The organism is Streptomyces sp. NPDC043685 (assembly GCF_056436585.1).
In genome coordinates, this window is record NZ_JBWKCH010000001.1 from 925,802 (window position 1) to 943,876 (window position 18,075).

At 69.6% G+C, this 18,075-nt stretch carries 19 protein-coding genes; 15 read left to right on the top strand and 4 right to left on the bottom strand.

Going from position 1 to position 18,075, the window contains the following annotated elements:
• Positions 1 to 28 precede the first annotated feature (28 nt).
• From AC0665_RS04355 to AC0665_RS04420, 14 genes are all read left to right on the top strand, one after another.
• Positions 29 to 676, top strand: a complete 648-nt coding sequence (locus AC0665_RS04355) for an L-threonylcarbamoyladenylate synthase (RefSeq protein WP_356436139.1) — start codon at positions 29 to 31, stop codon at positions 674 to 676.
• Positions 673 to 1,353, top strand: a complete 681-nt coding sequence (locus AC0665_RS04360; RefSeq protein ID WP_363117292.1) for an arsenate reductase/protein-tyrosine-phosphatase family protein — start codon at positions 673 to 675, stop codon at positions 1,351 to 1,353. The genes AC0665_RS04355 and AC0665_RS04360 overlap by 4 nt, the downstream gene beginning before the upstream one ends.
• Positions 1,354 to 1,421: 68 nt before the next feature.
• Positions 1,422 to 2,660, top strand: a complete 1,239-nt coding sequence (locus AC0665_RS04365) for a serine hydroxymethyltransferase (RefSeq protein WP_478610016.1) — start codon at positions 1,422 to 1,424, stop codon at positions 2,658 to 2,660.
• A gap of 137 nt (positions 2,661 to 2,797) precedes the next feature.
• On the top strand, positions 2,798 to 4,138 hold the full coding sequence (locus tag AC0665_RS04370) for an MraY family glycosyltransferase (protein ID WP_478610017.1): 1,341 nt from the start codon (positions 2,798 to 2,800) through the stop codon (positions 4,136 to 4,138).
• 297 nt (positions 4,139 to 4,435) lie between these two features.
• Positions 4,436 to 4,873, top strand: coding sequence for a Cg1360 family ATP-synthase-associated protein (locus AC0665_RS04375; protein ID WP_468638536.1), 438 nt, complete (start codon positions 4,436 to 4,438; stop codon positions 4,871 to 4,873).
• Positions 4,874 to 5,146: 273 nt separating this feature from the next.
• Complete coding sequence (atpB, locus tag AC0665_RS04380; protein ID WP_478610054.1) at positions 5,147 to 5,914, top strand: F0F1 ATP synthase subunit A; 768 nt, start codon at positions 5,147 to 5,149, stop codon at positions 5,912 to 5,914.
• A gap of 78 nt (positions 5,915 to 5,992) precedes the next feature.
• Positions 5,993 to 6,229: an ATP synthase subunit c family protein gene (locus AC0665_RS04385; protein ID WP_031104199.1), complete on the top strand. Its 237-nt coding sequence runs from the start codon at positions 5,993 to 5,995 to the stop codon at positions 6,227 to 6,229.
• 38 nt (positions 6,230 to 6,267) lie between these two features.
• Positions 6,268 to 6,816, top strand: coding sequence for a F0F1 ATP synthase subunit B (locus tag AC0665_RS04390; RefSeq protein ID WP_031104200.1), 549 nt, complete (start codon positions 6,268 to 6,270; stop codon positions 6,814 to 6,816).
• Entirely contained in the window at positions 6,813 to 7,628 is an 816-nt protein-coding gene (locus tag AC0665_RS04395; RefSeq protein WP_363117297.1) for a F0F1 ATP synthase subunit delta, read from the top strand. The genes AC0665_RS04390 and AC0665_RS04395 overlap by 4 nt, the downstream gene beginning before the upstream one ends.
• A gap of 126 nt (positions 7,629 to 7,754) precedes the next feature.
• Positions 7,755 to 9,344, top strand: coding sequence for a F0F1 ATP synthase subunit alpha (gene atpA, locus AC0665_RS04400; RefSeq protein ID WP_363117298.1), 1,590 nt, complete (start codon positions 7,755 to 7,757; stop codon positions 9,342 to 9,344).
• 20 nt (positions 9,345 to 9,364) lie between these two features.
• Entirely contained in the window at positions 9,365 to 10,282 is a 918-nt protein-coding gene (locus AC0665_RS04405; protein WP_391901083.1) for a F0F1 ATP synthase subunit gamma, read from the top strand.
• On the top strand, positions 10,283 to 11,731 hold the full coding sequence (atpD, locus tag AC0665_RS04410) for a F0F1 ATP synthase subunit beta (protein WP_363117299.1): 1,449 nt from the start codon (positions 10,283 to 10,285) through the stop codon (positions 11,729 to 11,731).
• Positions 11,732 to 11,848: 117 nt separating this feature from the next.
• A complete protein-coding gene (locus AC0665_RS04415) occupies positions 11,849 to 12,226 on the top strand; it encodes a F0F1 ATP synthase subunit epsilon (RefSeq protein WP_033312984.1) in 378 nt (125 codons plus the stop codon).
• A gap of 130 nt (positions 12,227 to 12,356) precedes the next feature.
• A complete protein-coding gene (locus tag AC0665_RS04420; RefSeq protein WP_361302195.1) occupies positions 12,357 to 12,803 on the top strand; it encodes a DUF2550 domain-containing protein in 447 nt (148 codons plus the stop codon).
• A 99-nt stretch (positions 12,804 to 12,902) separates the two neighbouring features.
• On the opposite strand, the gene AC0665_RS04425 is transcribed toward AC0665_RS04420, so the two are convergent.
• From AC0665_RS04425 to AC0665_RS04435, 3 genes are all read right to left on the bottom strand, one after another.
• Positions 12,903 to 14,726: a glycosyl hydrolase family 18 protein gene (locus AC0665_RS04425; RefSeq protein ID WP_478704395.1), complete on the bottom strand. Its 1,824-nt coding sequence runs from the start codon at positions 14,724 to 14,726 to the stop codon at positions 12,903 to 12,905.
• Positions 14,727 to 14,850: 124 nt separating this feature from the next.
• Entirely contained in the window at positions 14,851 to 15,492 is a 642-nt protein-coding gene (locus tag AC0665_RS04430) for a response regulator (protein ID WP_468638529.1), read from the bottom strand.
• Complete coding sequence (locus AC0665_RS04435; protein ID WP_478704396.1) at positions 15,489 to 16,682, bottom strand: sensor histidine kinase; 1,194 nt, start codon at positions 16,680 to 16,682, stop codon at positions 15,489 to 15,491. Before AC0665_RS04435 ends, AC0665_RS04430 begins: the two co-directional genes overlap by 4 nt.
• A gap of 152 nt (positions 16,683 to 16,834) precedes the next feature.
• On the opposite strand from AC0665_RS04435, the gene AC0665_RS04440 reads away from it, so the two are divergent.
• Positions 16,835 to 17,410 carry a hypothetical protein gene (locus AC0665_RS04440; RefSeq protein WP_478704397.1) on the top strand — a complete coding sequence of 192 codons (576 nt, stop codon included), beginning with the start codon at positions 16,835 to 16,837 and terminating at the stop codon, positions 17,408 to 17,410.
• A gap of 85 nt (positions 17,411 to 17,495) precedes the next feature.
• Here the strand turns inward: AC0665_RS04440 and AC0665_RS04445 are convergent, their stop codons facing one another.
• Positions 17,496 to 18,068, bottom strand: a complete 573-nt coding sequence (locus tag AC0665_RS04445) for a cob(I)yrinic acid a,c-diamide adenosyltransferase (protein ID WP_468407604.1) — start codon at positions 18,066 to 18,068, stop codon at positions 17,496 to 17,498.
• Positions 18,069 to 18,075 lie beyond the last annotated feature (7 nt).

The following is an 18,075-nucleotide window of genomic DNA, read 5'->3' on the forward strand; positions in this document are numbered from 1 at the left end:
AGCACGTGTACGAGGAGGCCAGCTAAAGATGGCACGGCGATACGACACCAACGACGCGACCGACCGTGTGACCGGTCTGCGCGAGGCAGCGTCCGCCGTCCGCCGAGGCGAGCTCGTGGTGCTGCCGACGGACACGGTCTACGGCATCGGCGCCGACGCGTTCTCCTCGGAGGCGGTCGCCGACCTGCTGGACGCGAAGGGCCGGGGCCGCAACATGCCCACCCCCGTCCTCATCGGCTCCCCGAACACGCTGCACGGCCTCGTCACGGACTTCTCCGAGCTGGCCTGGGAGCTGGTCGACGCCTTCTGGCCGGGCGCGCTGACCCTCGTCGCCCGGCACCAGCCGTCCCTGCAGTGGGACCTCGGCGACACCCGGGGCACCGTCGCCGTGCGCATGCCGCTGCACCCCGTCGCCATCGAGCTGCTCACCGAGGTCGGCCCCATGGCCGTGTCGTCGGCGAACCTCACCGGGCACCCGGCGCCGGAGAACTGCGACGCCGCGCAGGAGATGCTCGGCGACTCCGTGTCCGTCTACCTCGACGGCGGCCCCACCCCCGGCAACGTCCCGTCGTCGATCGTCGACGTCACCCGCGAGGTGCCCCTGCTGCTGCGCGCGGGCGCCCTGTCGGCGGACGAGCTGCGCAAGGTCGTACCCGACCTCGAGGTGGCGAATTGACGGCCCCTGGATCGGGGCGTGGCATAGGCAACGGGGAAAGCGCGGCGGAGATCACGACGACCTTCGTGGGACTTCCGCGCGACAGCTTCCGCATCCTCCACGTCAGCACCGGCAACGTATGCCGCTCGCCCATCACCGAGCGGCTGACCCGGCATTTCGTCAAGGAGCGGCTCGGCATCCTGGGCGGCGGGCTCGTCGTGGAGAGCGCGGGCACCTGGGGCCACGAGGGGGCGCCCATGGAGGCCCACGCGGAGACCGTGCTGGCCGACTTCGGCGCGGACGCGTCCGGCTTCACCGGGCGCGAGCTCCTCGACGAGCACGTCATCCGCGCCGACCTGGTGCTGACCGCCACCCGCGACCACCGGGCGCAGGTCATCTCCATGGGCCACTCGGCCGGCCTGCGGACCTTCACGCTCAAGGAGTTCACCCGTCTGGTCAAGGCGATCGACCCGGCGACCCTGCCGCCCCTGGAGGACGGCGTGGTCGTCCGCGCGCGCGCCCTGGTCCGCGCCGCGGCGGCTCTACGCGGGTGGCTGCTCGCCCCGAACGCCGAGGCCGACGAGGTCTACGACCCGTACGGCGCGCCCCTGACGTTCTTCCGGTCCATCGGGGACGAGATACACCAGGCACTCGATCCGGTCGTCACGGCGCTCACGGGCGTCCCCGCACGGACGTAACGGCCGAGCGCTCCACCCGCCCCGGGCCTACATTGGTCGTACGTCACCGTCGACGCCCGGAGCCCACCATGACGGTCACCCCTGCCATCGAGGCCGACGTCCTGCGCCGCCAGGACCCCGAGCTCGCCGACCTCCTCCTCGCGGAGCGGGAGCGGCAGTCGTCGACGCTCCAGCTGATCGCCGCCGAGAACTTCACCTCGCCGGCCGTGCTGGCCGCCCTCGGTTCACCGCTCGCCAACAAGTACGCCGAGGGCTACCCGGGAGCACGGCACCACGGCGGCTGCGAGGTCGTCGACGTCGCCGAACGCCTCGCCGTCGAGCGGGCCAAGGCCCTGTTCGGCGCCGACCACGCCAACGTCCAGGCGCACTCGGGCTCTTCGGCGGTGCTCGCCGCCTACGCCGCCCTGCTCCGCCCCGGTGACACCGTCCTCGCCCTCGGCCTCCCGTACGGCGGGCATCTCACCCACGGCTCGCCCGTCAACTTCTCCGGCCGCTGGTTCGACTTCGCCGGGTACGGGGTTGAGGCCGAGTCCGGGCTCATCGACCACGAGCAGGTACGCACCCTGGCCCGCACGCGCCGGCCCAAGGCGATCGTGTGCGGTTCCATCGCCTACCCGCGCCACATCGACCACGCGTTCTTCCGTGAGGTCGCCGACGAGGTGGGCGCGTACCTCATCGCGGACGCCGCGCACCCCCTCGGGCTCGTCGCCGGGGGAGCGGCGCCCAACCCGGTGCCGTACGCGGACATCGTCTGCGGGACGAGCCACAAGGTGCTCAGGGGGCCGCGCGGCGGTCTGATCCTGTGCCGCGCGGAGCTGGCCGAGCGGGTCGACCGGGCCGTGTTCCCCTTCACCCAGGGCGGGGCGCAGATGCACACCATCGCCGCCAAGGCGGTCGCCTTCGGGGAGGCGGCAACACCGGCGTTCGCCGCGTACGCCCATCAGGTGGTGGCGAACGCGCGGGTACTGGCGGCCCGGCTGGCCGCCGAGGGACTGGTCGTCACCACCGGCGGCACGGACACCCACCTGATCACCGCCGACCCGGCGCCGCTCGGCGTCGACGGGCGGACCGCCCGGGGCCGCCTGGCCGCTGCCGGCCTCGTCATGGACTGCTGTGCCCTGCCGCACGGCGACGCCCGGGGACTCAGGCTCGGCACGGCCGCGATCACCACGCAGGGCATGGGCGAGACGGAGATGGTCCGGATCGCCGAGCTGCTCACCGGGGTGCTGCGCGGCGTGACGCATCCCTCGAGGGCCCGGGACGCCGTGCGGGAGCTGGCCGGTGCGTTCCCGCCGTATCCCACCTGAGGAACCGCCCCCGCGCCACGTGCGGAAGCTGTGCCGACCGCGGTCCGCGTCCGCGGCCGTCCCTCGCCTGGGCTCGTCAACAGCCGTGGCGGCTATGGTGTGGTGTCGACACACCAGTGACCTCTGTGGGGAAGCCCGTGCGTGAATACCTGCTGACGCTCTGCATCACGGCAGCGGTGACGTATCTGCTGACAGGGCCGGTACGGAAGTTCGCGATCGTGGCCGGGGCGATGCCGGAGATCCGGGCGCGTGACGTGCACCGGGAACCCACTCCGCGCCTCGGCGGTATCGCGATGTTCTTCGGCCTGTGCGCGGGCCTGCTGGTCGCCGACCATCTCACCAACCTCAACCAGGTCTTCGAGACGTCGAACGAACCCCGGGCCCTGCTGTCCGGGGCGGCCCTGATCTGGCTGGTCGGGGTCCTGGACGACAAGTTCGAGCTGGGCGCCCTGATCAAGCTGGGCGGTCAGATGATCGCGGCCGGCGTCATGATCCTCCAGGGCCTGACCATCCTGTGGCTGCCCATCCCCGGCGTCGGAACGGTCTCCGTCACCTCGTGGCAGGGCAATCTGCTCACGGTCGCCCTCGTGGTCATCACCATCAACGCGGTCAACTTCGTGGACGGTCTGGACGGCCTGGCGGCGGGCATGGTCTGCATCGCCGCGGCCGCGTTCTTCCTGTACACCTACCGGATCTGGTACGGCTACGGTGCCGAGGCCGCGGCGCCCGCGACCCTGTTCTCCGCCGTGCTCATGGGCATGTGCCTCGGCTTCCTGCCGCACAACATGCACCCGGCGCGCATCTTCATGGGCGACTCGGGGTCGATGCTGATCGGCCTGGTCCTCGCGGCGAGCGCGGTGTCGGTCACCGGCCAGCTGGACGTCGAGGCACTCAACGTCAACCTCGGCGGCACCCGGGAGACCACCCACGCGATGGTTCCCGTCTTCATCCCGCTGCTCATGCCGCTGACGATCATCGCGATCCCGGCCGCCGACCTCATCCTCGCGATCGTGCGCCGCACCTGGCGCGGCCAGTCACCGTTCGCCGCCGACCGCGGCCACCTGCACCACCGGCTGCTGGAGATCGGCCACTCGCACAGCCGCGCGGTGCTGATCATGTACTTCTGGTCGGCGCTCATCGCCTTCGGCGCGCTCGCCTACTCGGTCAACTCGACCTCCATGTGGATCGTGCTCGGGGTCGTGTTCCTCAGCGCGATCGGGCTGCTCCTGCTGCTCCTGCCGCGGTTCACGCCGCGTGCCCCGCGCTGGATGGAGCACTTCGTCCCGCCGCGCTACCGGCGGCGCCGCCCGGTCGAGGCCCTGTCGCCGGAGGCGTCGACGCCCGCTGCGGACCAGCCCGCCGCCGCCGAGTCCGAGAACCGCACCCCCGTGGTGTCCGGTGTGGCCGGTGTCAACGGGGCGACCGCCATCGGCCCCCGTTCGCGTCTGGCGGACCGGCGCCAGGCAGGGACAAGGTAAGAATCTGACGAGAGCATTGCCAAGTCGTGGGGTGGCGATGGGGGTACGAAGCGCCCCAATACCAGACATGTCGGCCGTGTTCTCGCTCAGACGCGCAGGTTCACTCTCATGTGTGACAGTGCGCACACCTTCAGGTAAAGACTGCATCAAATAGTTTGTGATACGGTTCACGAGAACCCCCCGGATAGAGCCGAAGGACCGCAGTGCGACGGTCCATTGGCGTGAGGTCTCCACTCAGCCCGGGACTACGCTCGTCCATGACGACACCCTGCCCCCTGCGAAAGCGGAGTTGCCGCCATGCCGTCCAATGACGCCCGGAACCTCTTGCAGTGCGCTGTGCCCACAGCGGCTGCCGGTGCTGTCGTGGTCGCCGTCAGTGGCGTGGTGGCCGGAGGCAAGGGAGCCGTCGGAGCGGCTGTCGGCACCGTGCTGGCCATCCTCTTCATGGGAGTCGGCCTGTACGTTCTCCAGTGGACGGCAAAAACGCTCCCGCAGTTGTTCCAGGCCATGGGGTTGATGCTCTATGTCGCACAGCTGCTGCTTCTCCTGATCTTCGTCGCCCTCTTCAAGGACACCTCTCTCTTCAACGCGAAGGCGTTCGCCCTCGGGCTCGTCATCGCCACGGTCGTGTGGATGGCCGCGCAGGCTCGTGCGCACATGAAGGCCAAGATCTTCTACATCGACCCGGACTCCGAGAAGAGTGAGAAGCCCGCGAAGACCGGACCGTCGTCGTGACGAGTAGGGGCGCGATAAAGGCCGGTGAGATCTCCTGCTATCGTCCGGTGCCAACTGCGGCATCGCGGGCGCGGGCATCTGAGCTGACGCCTGCTCGAACGCGAGGCTCGATGCCCCCCAGCCGCCCCCACATCCGTAACACCAGTCCGGTGCCGATCCGCGGCTGCGCGCCGCGCCGACACAACGAGGTTGCCGTACACATGCGTCACGCCGAAGGAGCCCGCGGTGAGTGCTGACCAGACCCAGCTCGCCTTTGACTGGAGCTGTCGGATCATGTCCGACGGGTGTGGTTTTCCGGCACCGGGCCTGCACTCGTTCCTCTTCAAGCCGATTGCCACGGTTGGAGGGTTCGAGTTCAACAAGGTGATGCTGCTCGCCATCATCACCACCATCCTCGTCATCGGCTTCTTCTACGCGGCCTTCGGCAAGGCCAAGGTCGTGCCGGGCAAGCTGCAGATGGTCGGTGAAGCCGGCTACGACTTCGTCCGCCGCGGCATCGTCTACGAGACCCTCGGGAAGAAGGAGGGCGAGAAGTACGTCCCCTTGATGGTCTCGCTGTTCTTCTTCATCTGGATCATGAACATCTGGTCCGTGATCCCGCTCGCGCAGTTCCCGGTCTCGTCGGTCATCGCCTTCCCGGCGGTCCTCGCCGCGATCGTCTATGTGACCTGGGTTTCGCTGACCTTCAAGCGGCACGGCTTCGTCGGGTTCTTCAAGAACGTCACCGGTTACGACAAGTCGCTCGGCCCGGTGCTGCCGCTCGTCATGGTCATCGAGTTCTTCTCGAACCTGCTCGTGCGCCCGTTCACGCACGCGGTGCGACTCTTCGCCAACATGTTCGCCGGCCACCTGATGCTGGTCATGTTCACGGTCGCCTCCTGGTACCTCCTGAACAGCTGGATGGTCCCGGCGGCCGGTGTCTCCTTCATCATGACCATGGTCATGATCCTCTTCGAGCTTTTCGTGCAGGCCGTCCAGGCGTACGTCTTCGTGCTCCTCGCCTGCACGTACATCCAGGGCGCTCTGGCCGAGCACCACTGAGCCCCTCCGCCCCCGCAAGTCCCAAGAACGTCCGGTGGCCAACCCCCGCCGGTCCGTGAAAGAGAAGGAAGAAACAGCATGGCTGCCACTGAGACCCTCGCCGCTGTCTCCGGTTCGCTCGGCTCCATCGGCTACGGCCTCTCCGCCATCGGCCCCGGCATCGGCGTCGGCATCATCTTCGGTAACGGCACCCAGGCTCTGGCCCGTCAGCCCGAGGCCGCCGGCCTGATCCGTGCCAACCAGATCCTGGGCTTCGCCTTCTGTGAGGCGCTCGCCCTCATCGGCATCGTTATGCCGTTCGTGTTCGGTAAGTAATCACCGCTTACTGACACGCATCGACGAAAGGCACTGATGTGATCGCCAACCTGGTGCAGCTGGCGGCCGAGGAAGAGCAGAACCCGCTCGTTCCTCCGGGCCCCGAGCTGCTCATCGGCACCATCGCCTTCGCCATCGTGTTCTTCTTCTTCTGGAAGAAGCTGCTTCCGAACATCAACAAGGTTCTGGAGGAGCGCCGCGCGGCGATCGAAGGCGGTATCGAAGAGGCCGAGACCATGAAGGTCGAGGCTCAGAGCGTCCTTGAGCAGTACAAGGCACAGCTCGCCGAGGCCCGGCACGAGGCCGCGCGTCTGCGCCAGGAGGCGCAGGAGCAGGGTGCCACGCTCATCGCCGAGATGCGGGCCGAGGGCCAGCGTCAGCGCGAGGAGATCGTCGCCGCAGGTCACGCCCAGATCGAGGCCGACCGCAAGGCCGCCGCGTCCGCGCTGCGCCAGGACGTCGGCAAGCTCGCCACCGACCTGGCCGGCAAGCTCGTCGGCGAGTCCCTCGAGGACCACGCCCGGCAGAGCCGTGTGATCGACCGGTTCCTCGACGAGCTCGAGGAGAAGGCCGAGGCCGGACGATGAACGGAGCGAGCCGCGAGGCCCTGGCAGCCGCACGCGAGCGTCTCGACGCGCTGACGGACTCGACGTCCGTGAACGCGGGCTCGCTCGCCGACGAGCTGGCCGCCGTCACCGCGCTGCTCGACCGCGAGGTGTCGCTGCGTCGGGTCCTCACCGACCCGGCGCAGGCCGCTGAGGCCAAGGCCGAGCTGGCCCAGCGCCTGCTCGGCACCCAGGTCAGCGGCCCGGCCGCCGACCTGGTGGCCGGCATGGTGCGCTCCCGCTGGTCGCAGTCGCGCGACCTGGTGGACGCGCTGGAGGAGCTGGCCGCCACGGCCGACCTCAACGCCGCCCAGCAGGCCGGCAAGCTCGACGACGTCGAGGACGAGCTGTTCCGGTTCGGCCGGATCGTCTCCGGCAGCACCGAGCTGCGTGCCGCGCTGACCGACCGCAAGGCCACCACCTCGGCCAAGAGCGAGCTGCTGCGCAGCCTCCTCGGCGGCCGGGCGCAGTCGACCACCGAGCGTCTGGTGACGCGCCTTGTGACCGCGCCGCGGGGACGTAGCCTGGAGGCGGGACTCGAGTCCCTGTCCAAGCTCGCCGCCGACCGCCGGAACCGCATGGTCGCCATCGTGACCTCCGCGGTCCCGCTGAGCGACCCGCAGAAGCAGCGCCTGGGCGCCGCCCTCGCGAAGCTCTACGGCCGCCCGATGCACCTCAACCTGGACGTGGACCCCGAGGTCCTCGGCGGCATCAGGGTGCAGGTCGGCGACGAGGTGATCAACGGCTCCCTCGCGGACCGCATCGAGGACGCCAGCCGCCGGCTCGCCGGCTGAGCAGCAACTCAATAGGCAGTACGTACTGACGACGGCCCTGGTTGGGCCGTGCAGAAGAATCCTGGGGGTCGCCCCCAGACCCCCAAAGTGAAACTTCGGGCCCAACAAGGAGAGCAGGGAACCCAGATGGCGGAGCTCACGATCCGGCCGGAGGAGATCCGGGACGCGCTGGAGAACTTCGTCCAGGCGTACAAGCCGGACGCGGCCTCGCGCGAGGAGGTCGGTACGGTCACCTTCGCCGGCGACGGTATCGCGAAGGTCGAGGGTCTGCCCTCGGTCATGGCCAACGAGCTGCTGAAGTTCGAGGACGGCAGCCTCGGTCTCGCCCTCAACCTCGAGGAGCGCGAGATCGGCTGCGTCGTCCTCGGCGAGTTCAGCGGTATCGAGGAGGGTCAGCCGGTCTCCCGTACCGGTGAGGTTCTCTCCGTCGCGGTGGGCGAGGGTTACCTCGGCCGCGTGGTGGACCCCCTCGGCAACCCGATCGACGGCCTCGGCGAGATCGAGACCGAAGACCGTCGCGCCCTGGAGCTTCAGGCCCCGGGCGTCATGGTCCGCAAGTCGGTGCACGAGCCGATGGAGACGGGCTACAAGGCCGTCGACGCGATGACCCCGATCGGCCGTGGCCAGCGTCAGCTGATCATCGGTGACCGTCAGACCGGCAAGACCGCTCTGGCCGTCGACACGATCATCAACCAGCGCGACAACTGGCGCACGGGCGACCCGAACAAGCAGGTCCGCTGCATCTACGTCGCCATCGGCCAGAAGGGCTCCACCATCGCCGGTGTGCGCGGCGCTCTGGAGGAGGCCGGCGCGCTGGAGTACACGACCATCGTCGCCGCCCCGGCGTCCGACCCGGCCGGCTTCAAGTACCTGGCGCCGTACACCGGTTCGGCCATCGGCCAGCACTGGATGTACCAGGGCAAGCACGTCCTGATCATCTTCGACGACCTGTCGAAGCAGGCCGACGCCTACCGCGCCGTGTCGCTGCTGCTGCGCCGCCCGCCGGGCCGTGAGGCCTACCCGGGTGACGTCTTCTACCTGCACTCGCGTCTGCTGGAGCGCTGCGCCAAGCTCTCCGACGAGATGGGCGCCGGCTCGATGACCGGTCTGCCGATCGTCGAGACCAAGGCCAACGACGTCTCGGCGTTCATCCCGACCAACGTCATCTCCATCACCGACGGCCAGTGCTTCCTGGAGTCGGACCTGTTCAACGCCGGTCAGCGCCCCGCGCTGAACGTCGGTATCTCCGTCTCCCGAGTCGGTGGTTCCGCGCAGCACAAGGCGATGAAGCAGGTCTCCGGCCGTCTGCGCGTGGACCTCGCCCAGTTCCGTGAGCTGGAGGCGTTCGCCGCCTTCGGTTCCGACCTGGACGCCGCGTCGAAGGCGCAGCTGGAGCGCGGTCAGCGCATGGTCGAGCTGCTGAAGCAGGCGCAGTACCAGCCGATGGCCACCGAGGACCAGGTCGTCTCCGTCTGGGCCGGCACCACCGGCAAGATGGACGACGTCCCCGTCGCCGACATCCGCCGCTTCGAGAAGGAGCTGCTGGAGTACCTGCACCGCAAGGAGCAGGGCCTGATGACCTCCATCCGCGAGGGCGGCAAGATGTCCGACGACACCCTGCAGGCCGTGGCGGACGCCATCGTGGAGTTCAAGAAGCAGTTCGAGACCTCCGACGGCAAGCTGCTCGGCGAGGACACTCCGGCTGCCGGTAAGTGACGACGGAAGGGACCTGACTCATGGGAGCCCAGCTCCGGGTCTACAAGCGTCGCATCCGATCCGTCACCGCGACCAAGAAGATCACCAAGGCGATGGAGATGATCGCCGCCTCGCGCGTCGTCAAGGCGCAGCGCAAGGTGGCGGCCTCCACCCCGTACGCGACCGAGCTCACCCGGGCGGTCACGGCGGTCGCCGGCGGATCCAACACCAAGCACCCGCTGACGACGGAGCCGGAGAACCCGACCCGTGCCGCGGTCCTGCTCCTCACGAGCGACCGCGGTCTGGCCGGCGCCTTCAACTCCAACGCCATCAAGGCCGCGGAGAAGCTCACGGCGAAGCTTGAGGCCGAGGGCAAGGAGGTCGTCAACTACATCGTCGGCCGCCGTGGTGTCGCCCACTACAACTTCCGCGAGCGCAAGATCGCGGAGTCGTTCACGGGCTTCACCGACGAGCCCTCGTACGCGGACGCCAAGAAGGTCGCGGCCCCGCTGATCGAGGCGATCGAGACGGAGACGGCCGAGGGCGGCGTGGACGAGCTCCACATCGTCTACACCGAGTTCGTGTCGATGATGACGCAGACGGCGATCGAGGCGCGGCTGCTGCCGCTCAGCCTCGACGAGGTCGCGGCGGAGGCCAAGCCCAAGGGCGAGATCCTCCCGCTGTTCGACTTCGAGCCCTCGGCGGAGGACGTCCTGGACGCCCTGCTGCCGCGTTACGTGGAGAGCCGCATCTACAACGCGCTGCTCCAGTCGGCCGCCTCCAAGCACGCCGCCACGCGGCGCGCGATGAAGTCGGCCACCGACAACGCCGGAGAGCTCATCGAGACGCTCACCCGGCTTGCCAACCAGGCCCGCCAGGCCGAAATCACCCAGGAAATCAGCGAGATCGTCGGTGGCGCCAGTGCCCTGGCCGACGCGACCGCGGGGAGTGACCGATAAATGACCACCACTGTTGAGCCGACCGCTCCTGCTGGCGTGGCCACTGGCCGCGTCGCGCGGGTCATCGGCCCGGTCGTCGACGTGGAGTTCCCCGTCGACGCGATGCCGGAGATCTACAACGCCCTGCACGTCGAGGTCGCCGACCCGGCGCTCGCGGGCGAGAAGAAGACGCTGACCCTGGAGGTCGCCCAGCACCTGGGTGACGGCCTGGTCCGCGCCATCTCCATGCAGCCCACCGACGGCCTGGTCCGCCAGGCCCCGGTGACCGACACGGGCGCGGGCATCACCGTCCCGGTCGGTGACTTCACCAAGGGCAAGGTGTTCAACACCCTCGGTGAGGTGCTGAACAGCGACGAGGTGCACGACGGCGAGCGCTGGTCCATCCACCGCAAGGCCCCCGCGTTCGACCAGCTCGAGTCGAAGACCGAGATGTTCGAGACGGGCCTGAAGGTCGTCGACCTGCTCACCCCGTACGTCAAGGGCGGCAAGATCGGTCTGTTCGGTGGTGCCGGTGTCGGCAAGACCGTGCTGATCCAGGAAATGATCATGCGTGTCGCCAACCTCCACGAGGGCGTCTCCGTCTTCGCGGGCGTCGGCGAGCGCACCCGTGAGGGCAACGACCTCATCGCGGAGATGGAAGAGTCCGGCGTTCTGGACAAGACCGCCCTGGTCTTCGGCCAGATGGACGAGCCCCCGGGCACCCGTCTGCGCGTGGCCCTGGCCGGCCTGACGATGGCGGAGTACTTCCGCGACGTCCAGAAGCAGGACGTGCTGTTCTTCATCGACAACATCTTCCGCTTCACCCAGGCCGGTTCCGAGGTGTCGACCCTGCTCGGCCGTATGCCCTCCGCGGTGGGCTACCAGCCGAACCTGGCCGACGAGATGGGCACCCTCCAGGAGCGCATCACCTCGACCCGTGGTCACTCGATCACCTCGATGCAGGCGATCTACGTCCCCGCGGACGACCTGACCGACCCGGCCCCGGCCACCACCTTCGCCCACCTCGACGCGACGACGGTTCTGTCCCGTCCGATCTCCGAGAAGGGCATCTACCCGGCCGTGGACCCGCTGGACTCGACGTCCCGCATCCTCGACCCGCGGTACATCTCGGCGGACCACTACAACGCCGCGATGCGCGTGAAGAACATCCTGCAGAAGTACAAGGACCTGCAGGACATCATCGCGATCCTCGGTATCGACGAGCTCGGCGAGGAGGACAAGCTCGTCGTCCACCGTGCCCGTCGCGTGGAGCGCTTCCTGTCCCAGAACACCCACGCCGCCAAGCAGTTCACCGGCGTGGACGGTTCGGACGTGCCGCTGGACGAGTCGATCGCCGCGTTCAACGCGATCTGCGACGGCGAGTACGACCACTTCCCGGAGCAGGCGTTCTTCATGTGCGGTGGTCTCGAGGACCTGAAGAAGAACGCGAAGGAGCTCGGCGTCTCCTGACCCGGGCAGCGCTCGAGTCATGAGGGGGCGGGGTTCGTCCCGCCCCCTCATTCACGCCTACTAGACTTGTAACCAACACCCGGCACTCCCGCCGGGTGGTGACCCGAGGAGCCACCCTTGGCTGCTGAGCTGCACGTCGCGCTGGTCGCGGCCGACCGTGAGGTCTGGTCCGGCCAGGCCACCCTGGTCGTCGCGCGCACCACGTCCGGCGACATCGGCGTCATGCCCGGTCACCAGCCGCTGCTCGGTGTGCTGGAGTCGGGCCCGGTGACGATCCGCACGAGCGAGGGCGGGACGGTCGTCGCCGCGGTCCACGGCGGGTTCATCTCGTTCGCGGACGACAAGCTCTCGCTGCTGGCGGAGGTCGCCGAGCTGTCGGACGAGATCGACGTCCAGCGCGCGGAGCAGGAGCTCGAGCGCGCGAAGGCGGAGGACGACGCGGAGGCCCAGCGCCGCGCCGATGTCCGTCTGCGGGCTGCGACGGCGGCACGCTGACCCTGTCCGCCGCGTGATGATGTCACTCAGCCGCGGCTGGGTACCGGAGAGATCCGGACCCAGCCGCGGCTGAGGCGGATGTGGGTGATTTTTACGTTCCGTTACCTAGGAGACGAGGAGGTCGGTGCCGGTGGTCCTCGCTCTGACTGTGTGCGGAATCGTGGTGGCCCTCGTGGTGGTGGGCCTGTTCGTCTTCGGCCTGCGCCGCCGACTGATCCAGCGCTCGGGCGGCACCTTCGACGCCAGCCTGCGCTGGGACGCCCCGGCCGAGGGCGACAGCAACGGCAAGGGCTGGGCGTACGGGGTGGCCCGGTACAACGGTGACCGGGTCGAGTGGTACCGCGTCTTCTCGTACTCGCCCCGTCCGCGCCGGGTCCTGGAGCGGTCCGCGATCGAGGTGGCCGGCCGCCGGGTCCCGGAGGGCGAGGAGGAGCTGGCGCTGCTCTCGGACCATGTGATCCTGGCCTGTCTGCACCGGGGCACGCGCCTGGAGCTCGCGATGAGCGAAGACGCGCTGACCGGTTTCCTCGCGTGGCTCGAGGCAGCCCCACCCGGACAGCGGGTGAATGTGGCGTAGCCACATTCACCCGCTGGGTGGGGGTCCCCCGGACGAAGTCCGGGGGAGCGTCAATGTCGCCCAGGGTCTGCGACCCTTCGAACTTTCCTTTGGTCCGGCCTACTTCAGGCCGCTGTCGATGGCGGTCGCCAGCTCTCCGTTGGCGGTGTCGCCGCTGAACTCCCAGAAGAACGCGCCGCCCAGGCCCTGGTTCTTGGCCCAGCTCATCTTGCCGGCGATGGTCGACGGGGTGTCGTAGGACCACCAGTTGCTGCCGCAGTGGGCGTACGCCGTACCGGCGACGGTCCCGGTCACCGGGCAGGAGTTCTTCAGGATCTTGTAGTCCTCGATGCCCGCCTCGTACGTGCCCGGAGCCGCGCCGGTCGCCGAGCCGCCGGGGGCGGACTGGGTGACGCCGGTCCAGCCGCGGCCGTAGAAGCCGATGCCGAGCAGCAGCTTCTTGGCGGGGACGCCCTTCGCCTTGAGCTTGGCGATGGCGTCGGCCGAGTTGAAGCCCGCCTGCGGGATCCCCGGGTAGGACGTGAGCGGGGAGTGCGGGGCGGTCGGGCCGTCCTTGTCGAAGGCGCCGAAGTAGTCGTAGGTCATCACGTTGTACCAGTCGAGGTGCTGGGCGGCGCCGCCGTAGTCGGCCGCGTCGATCTTGCCGCCGGAGGAGCCGTCGGCGGTGATGGCCGCGGTGACCAGGTAGTTCGGGCCGAACTCGGTGCGCAGCGCCGACATCAGGTTCCTGAAGGCCGCGGGACCCGAGGTGTCGCAGGTCAGGCCGCAGGCGTTCGGGTACTCCCAGTCGATGTCGATGCCGTCGAAGACGTCGGCCCAGCGCGGGTCCTCCACGACGGCCTTGCAGGACTTGGCGAAGGCGGCGGCGTTCTGCGCGGCCTGGCCGAAGCCGCCGGAGTAGGTCCAGCCGCCGAAGGAGTACAGCACCTTGATGTGCGGGTACTTCGCCTTGAGCTGGCGCAGCTGGTTGAAGTTGCCGCGCAGCGGCTGGTCCCAGGTGTCGGCGGTGCCGCTGACGGACTGGTCGGCGGTGTAGGCCTTGTCGTAGGCGGCATAGGTGTCGTCGACGGTGCACTGACCGTTCTTGACGTTGCCGAAGGCGTAGTTGATGTGGGTGATCTTCGACGCCGTGCCCGAGGTCACCAGGTTCTTGACGTGGTAGTTGCGGCCGTAGACGCCCCACTCGGTGAAGTAGCCCAGCTTGACCTTGTCGCCGGTGGGCGGCTCGGTGGTGCCGCCCGTGGTGCGCACCCGGACGGCGCCGCTGACCGGGCCGGTCTGGTCGGCGGTGTCGCGGGCCTGGACGGAGTAGGAGTAGTCGGTGCCCGCGGTCAGACCGGTGCTGGTGTACGAGGTGCCCGTGACGGTGGCGACCTTGGCGCCGTCGCGCAGGACGTCGTAGTTCTTGACGCCCTTGTCGTCGGTGGCGGCGGACCAGGACAGCTTCACCGAGGTGTCGGTGATGTCCGAGGCGGTCGGGGTGCCGGGGGCGCTGGGCGCGCTGTCGCCGGGCTCGGTGGTGCCGCCGTCGCAGCTGCCGCCGTTGAGCTTGCAGTTGGCGGGGGAGCCGGAGCCGGTGCCGTTGAAGCCGAAGGTGACGGAGGCCCCGGGGGAGAGGGTGCCGTTCCAGGACTTGTTCTTCGCGGTCCAGTGGGTGCCGGAGGAGGTGACGTCGGCGTCCCAGGAAGAGGTGACGGAGGTGCCGGAGGGGAAGTCCCACTCGACGGTCCAGGAGCTGAGGGTCGTGGTGCCGGTGTTCTTCACCGTCCACTTGCCCTCGAAGCCGGAGCCCCAGTCCTGGGTCTTGGCGTAGGTGGCGGTGGCGGACGTGGCCGCCTGGGCCGGGCTCGCCAGGCCGACGAGACCGGCGAAGGGGAGCAACAGGGTCGCGAACCCTGCCGCGGCTCTGTGTCTGAAGCGCATGCTGCGCCTCCTTGATGGAGTTGTGGGGGCGTGACTGAGCCTCACGCCACTCATATGGTGCGGTGAGAATAGAAAGGTCTGGACCACCGGTCAATAGGTCTGGACCACCCCGCACAGACTTGGCTCAGACACCCAACTCCTGGGCCAGCACCGCCGCTTGCACCCGGCTGCGCAGCCCCAGCTTCCCCAGCAGCCTGCTGACGTGGGTCTTCACGGTCGCCTCGGCCATGTCGAGTTGCTCGGCGATGCCCGCGTTGGACAGCCCCTGACCCAGGCAGGACAGCACCTCGCGCTCCCGCCGGGTCAGCTGGTCGAGCACCGCCGGATCGGCCGCGGGCTCGCGCACGGGCTTCGCGGCGAACTCCGCGATGAGCCGCCGGGTCACCGCCGGGGCGATGAGCCCTTCCCCGCGCGCGACCGTCCGCACCGCCTCCAGCAGATCGGCCGCCTCGGTGTTCTTCAGCAGGAAGCCGGAGGCGCCCGCGCGCAGCGCGCCGAACACGTACGCGTCGAGGTCGAAGGTGGTCAGCACGAGCACGTCGGCCAGCCGCTCCGCGACCACCTGCCGGGTCGCCGACACCCCGTCCAGGCGCGGCATCTGAACGTCCATCAGCACCAGGTCCGGCCGCAGCTCGCGGGCCAGCGCCACCGCCTGTTCGCCATCCGCCGCCTCTGCGACCACCTCGATGTCGGGCGCGCTGCGCAGGATGAGCACCAGGCCTGCGCGGACGGCGGACTGGTCCTCGGCGACCAGGACGCGGATCATGCGATGTCTCCTTCGACGGGGTCGTGGACGGGCAGGGTGGCGCGCACGGCCCAGATCTTCCCGTCGGGACAGTCCTCGGGGCCGGCCTCGAAGGTGCCGCCCAGCAGGGCGACGCGCTCCCGCATGCCCACCAGACCTGCTCCGGAACCGGGGGCACGCGGGGCGTCCCGGTCACCGTAGGGGCTGATCACGCTGACGGTGAGCGAGCCGTCCCGCCGGGAGAGGGCGACGCCGACCCGGCCCGGGGCGGCGTGCTTGAGGGCGTTGGTCAGCGACTCCTGCACGATCCGGTAGGCGGCGAGTTCGACGGGCACGGGCACCTCGCCCTGGCCGGCGTCCAGGGTGACGTCGAGGCCGTTGGCGCGGGCGCCCTCCACCAGCGAGCCGAGACCGTCGAGCGTCGGGGCGGCGGCCGGTTCCACGTCGCCGCTGGAGTCACGCAGGATGCCGATCAGCCGCCGCATCTCCGCGAGCCCCTCCACACTGTTCTCCCGGATGACCACCAGCGCCTCCTGAGAGGTCTTCGGGTCGTCGAGGGAGAGGGCGGCGGTGGAGTGGATGGCGATCGCGGAGAGGTGGTTGGCGACCATGTCGTGCAGTTCGCGGGCCATCCGGGCGCGTTCGGCGGTGACGGCCTGCGCGCGGTCCATCTCGGCGAGCAGCGCGGTCTGCTCGGCGCGCAGCCGGGCCGCCTCGGCGGCGTCGCGGTGGTTGCGGACGATCAGCCCGGTGGCGGCGGGCGCGAAGGCCACGACGCCGGTGACCACTCCGATCAGCAGCGCTTCGGGCTCCCGCCAGACCGCGAACGGCACCACGCTCCCGGCCACCGAGAGCAGCCCGGTGATCCGCGGGATGCGGTGGGCCGAGGCGGGCGGGCCGTACAGCACGGCCGCGTACATGAGGTCGGTGTACATCAGGACCGTCACCAGGTTCCCCTGGGTGAGGACGTCCAGGACGATCGCGGCCGTGCCGATCAGCAGGGCGGTGCGCGGGGCGGTCCGCCGCAGCAGCTCGCAGCCCGCCATGACGAGGAGCGGCAGCAGCACCGGCCAGCGTCCCGGCAGCAGCACGTACGGCTCGGTGGGCGGGCGGGTGGCCAGGCCGAGGCCCCACAGCAGCAGTCCGCCGAGCAGGCTCCCCGTCGCGATGTGGACGTCGAAGCGGTGCGGGCGGGGGAGCGGTACGGCCATGGCACCATCCAACACGGCCGTCGCGCCCGGCGCGTGATCCCCGCGTAGGGTCCCCGGCTGCATCTTTCGATGTACCGCGCTTTCGTCAGTCGCGACGACGATGCGGGCCGTTCCGGCCGGGAGCCTGGAAGGGTGACCGAGAGGAGCGAACCGTGATCGTCGCCTTGATCGCCGCCTGCGAGATCGGCTTCTGGGTGCTGCTGGCGGCCGGGCTGGCCTTCCGCTACCTGCTGCGCATGCCGCGTACGGGACTGGCGCTGCTGCTCTGCGAGCCGCTGCTGGAAGTCGTCCTGCTGGTGGCCACCGCGCTGGACCTGAAGAACGGTGCCGAGCCGAACTGGACGCACGGGCTGGCCGCGCTGTACATCGGCTACACCGTCGGACACGGCCACCGCACCGTGAAGTGGCTCGACGGCCACGCCGCCCACCGGCTGGGCGGCGCCCCCAAGCCGATCGGACCGCCCCGCTACGGCATGGCCCGGGCGCGCCACGAGGGCACGGTGTGGCTGGGCACGCTGGTGGCTGCCGCCGTGGCGACCGGGCTGCTCCAGCTCGCCATCTGGTACGTCGACGACCCGAGCCGGGTCACCTCTCTGGAGAGCTGGCGTTACGTGGCCTGGCGGGCGGCCGGGATCCACGGGCTGGTCGCGCTGAGCTATCTGATCTGGCCGCGGAAGGCTCCCGCCGGGGTGCCCGAGCAGCAGATCGAGCAGGAGAGGGTGCGGTGATTGGCCGCTACCCGGTCCGGCTCGTCGTGGCTCGTCGCGCGGCGGAGCATGTCTGATTCAGCCCCGCGCCCCTTTCAGGGGCGCTTCAGCGCTCCCCGCCCGGTACCCACAGCACGTCCCCGACCTCCTTGTTCGCCGTCCTGGCGAGGATGAACAGAAGGTCGGACAGGCGGTTGAGGTAGGTCGCCGTCAGGGGGTTCATCACCTCGGCGTGCACCTCCAGGGCCGCCCAGGTCGAGCGCTCGGCCCGGCGCACCACCGTGCAGGCCTGGTGGAGCAGGGCCGCGCCGGGGGTGCCGCCGGGGAGGATGAAGGAGCGGAGCTTCTCCAGCCGCTCGTTGAAGCGGTCGCAGTCCGCCTCCAGCTTGTCGATGTAGAACTGCTCCACCCGCAGGGGCGGGAACTCCGGGTTCTCCACCACCGGCGTCGACAGGTCGGCGCCCACGTCGAACAGGTCGTTCTGCACACGGGTGAGGACCTTGACGACCTCCTCGTCCAGGCCGCCCAGCGCGATCGCCGTGCCGATCACCGCGTTCGCCTCGTTGGCGTCGGCGTACGCGGAGATCCGCAGGTCGGTCTTGGCGACCCGGCTCATGTCGCCGAGGGCGGTGCTGCCCTGGTCGCCGGTCCTGGTGTAGATGCGCGTCAGATTGACCATGCGGCCA

Excerpts from the sequence above, each read along its gene's own strand:
- AC0665_RS04405 (WP_391901083.1), top strand. The coding sequence starts at position 9,365 with ATGGGAGCCCAGCTCCGGGTCTACAAGCGTCGCATCCGATCCGTCACC.
- AC0665_RS04385 (WP_031104199.1), top strand. The coding sequence starts at position 5,993 with ATGGCTGCCACTGAGACCCTCGCCGCTGTCTCCGGTTCGCTCGGCTCC.
- AC0665_RS04375 (WP_468638536.1), top strand. The coding sequence starts at position 4,436 with ATGCCGTCCAATGACGCCCGGAACCTCTTGCAGTGCGCTGTGCCCACA.
- AC0665_RS04425 (WP_478704395.1), bottom strand. The coding sequence starts at position 14,726 with ATGCGCTTCAGACACAGAGCCGCGGCAGGGTTCGCGACCCTGTTGCTC.
- AC0665_RS04430 (WP_468638529.1), bottom strand. The coding sequence starts at position 15,492 with ATGATCCGCGTCCTGGTCGCCGAGGACCAGTCCGCCGTCCGCGCAGGC.
- AC0665_RS04355 (WP_356436139.1), top strand. The coding sequence starts at position 29 with ATGGCACGGCGATACGACACCAACGACGCGACCGACCGTGTGACCGGT.
- AC0665_RS04445 (WP_468407604.1), bottom strand. The coding sequence starts at position 18,068 with ATGGTCAATCTGACGCGCATCTACACCAGGACCGGCGACCAGGGCAGC.
- atpA (WP_363117298.1), top strand. The coding sequence starts at position 7,755 with ATGGCGGAGCTCACGATCCGGCCGGAGGAGATCCGGGACGCGCTGGAG.
- AC0665_RS04395 (WP_363117297.1), top strand. The coding sequence starts at position 6,813 with ATGAACGGAGCGAGCCGCGAGGCCCTGGCAGCCGCACGCGAGCGTCTC.
- AC0665_RS04365 (WP_478610016.1), top strand. The coding sequence starts at position 1,422 with ATGACGGTCACCCCTGCCATCGAGGCCGACGTCCTGCGCCGCCAGGAC.
- AC0665_RS04435 (WP_478704396.1), bottom strand. The coding sequence starts at position 16,682 with ATGGCCGTACCGCTCCCCCGCCCGCACCGCTTCGACGTCCACATCGCG.
- atpB (WP_478610054.1), top strand. The coding sequence starts at position 5,147 with ATGTCCGACGGGTGTGGTTTTCCGGCACCGGGCCTGCACTCGTTCCTC.
- atpD (WP_363117299.1), top strand. The coding sequence starts at position 10,283 with ATGACCACCACTGTTGAGCCGACCGCTCCTGCTGGCGTGGCCACTGGC.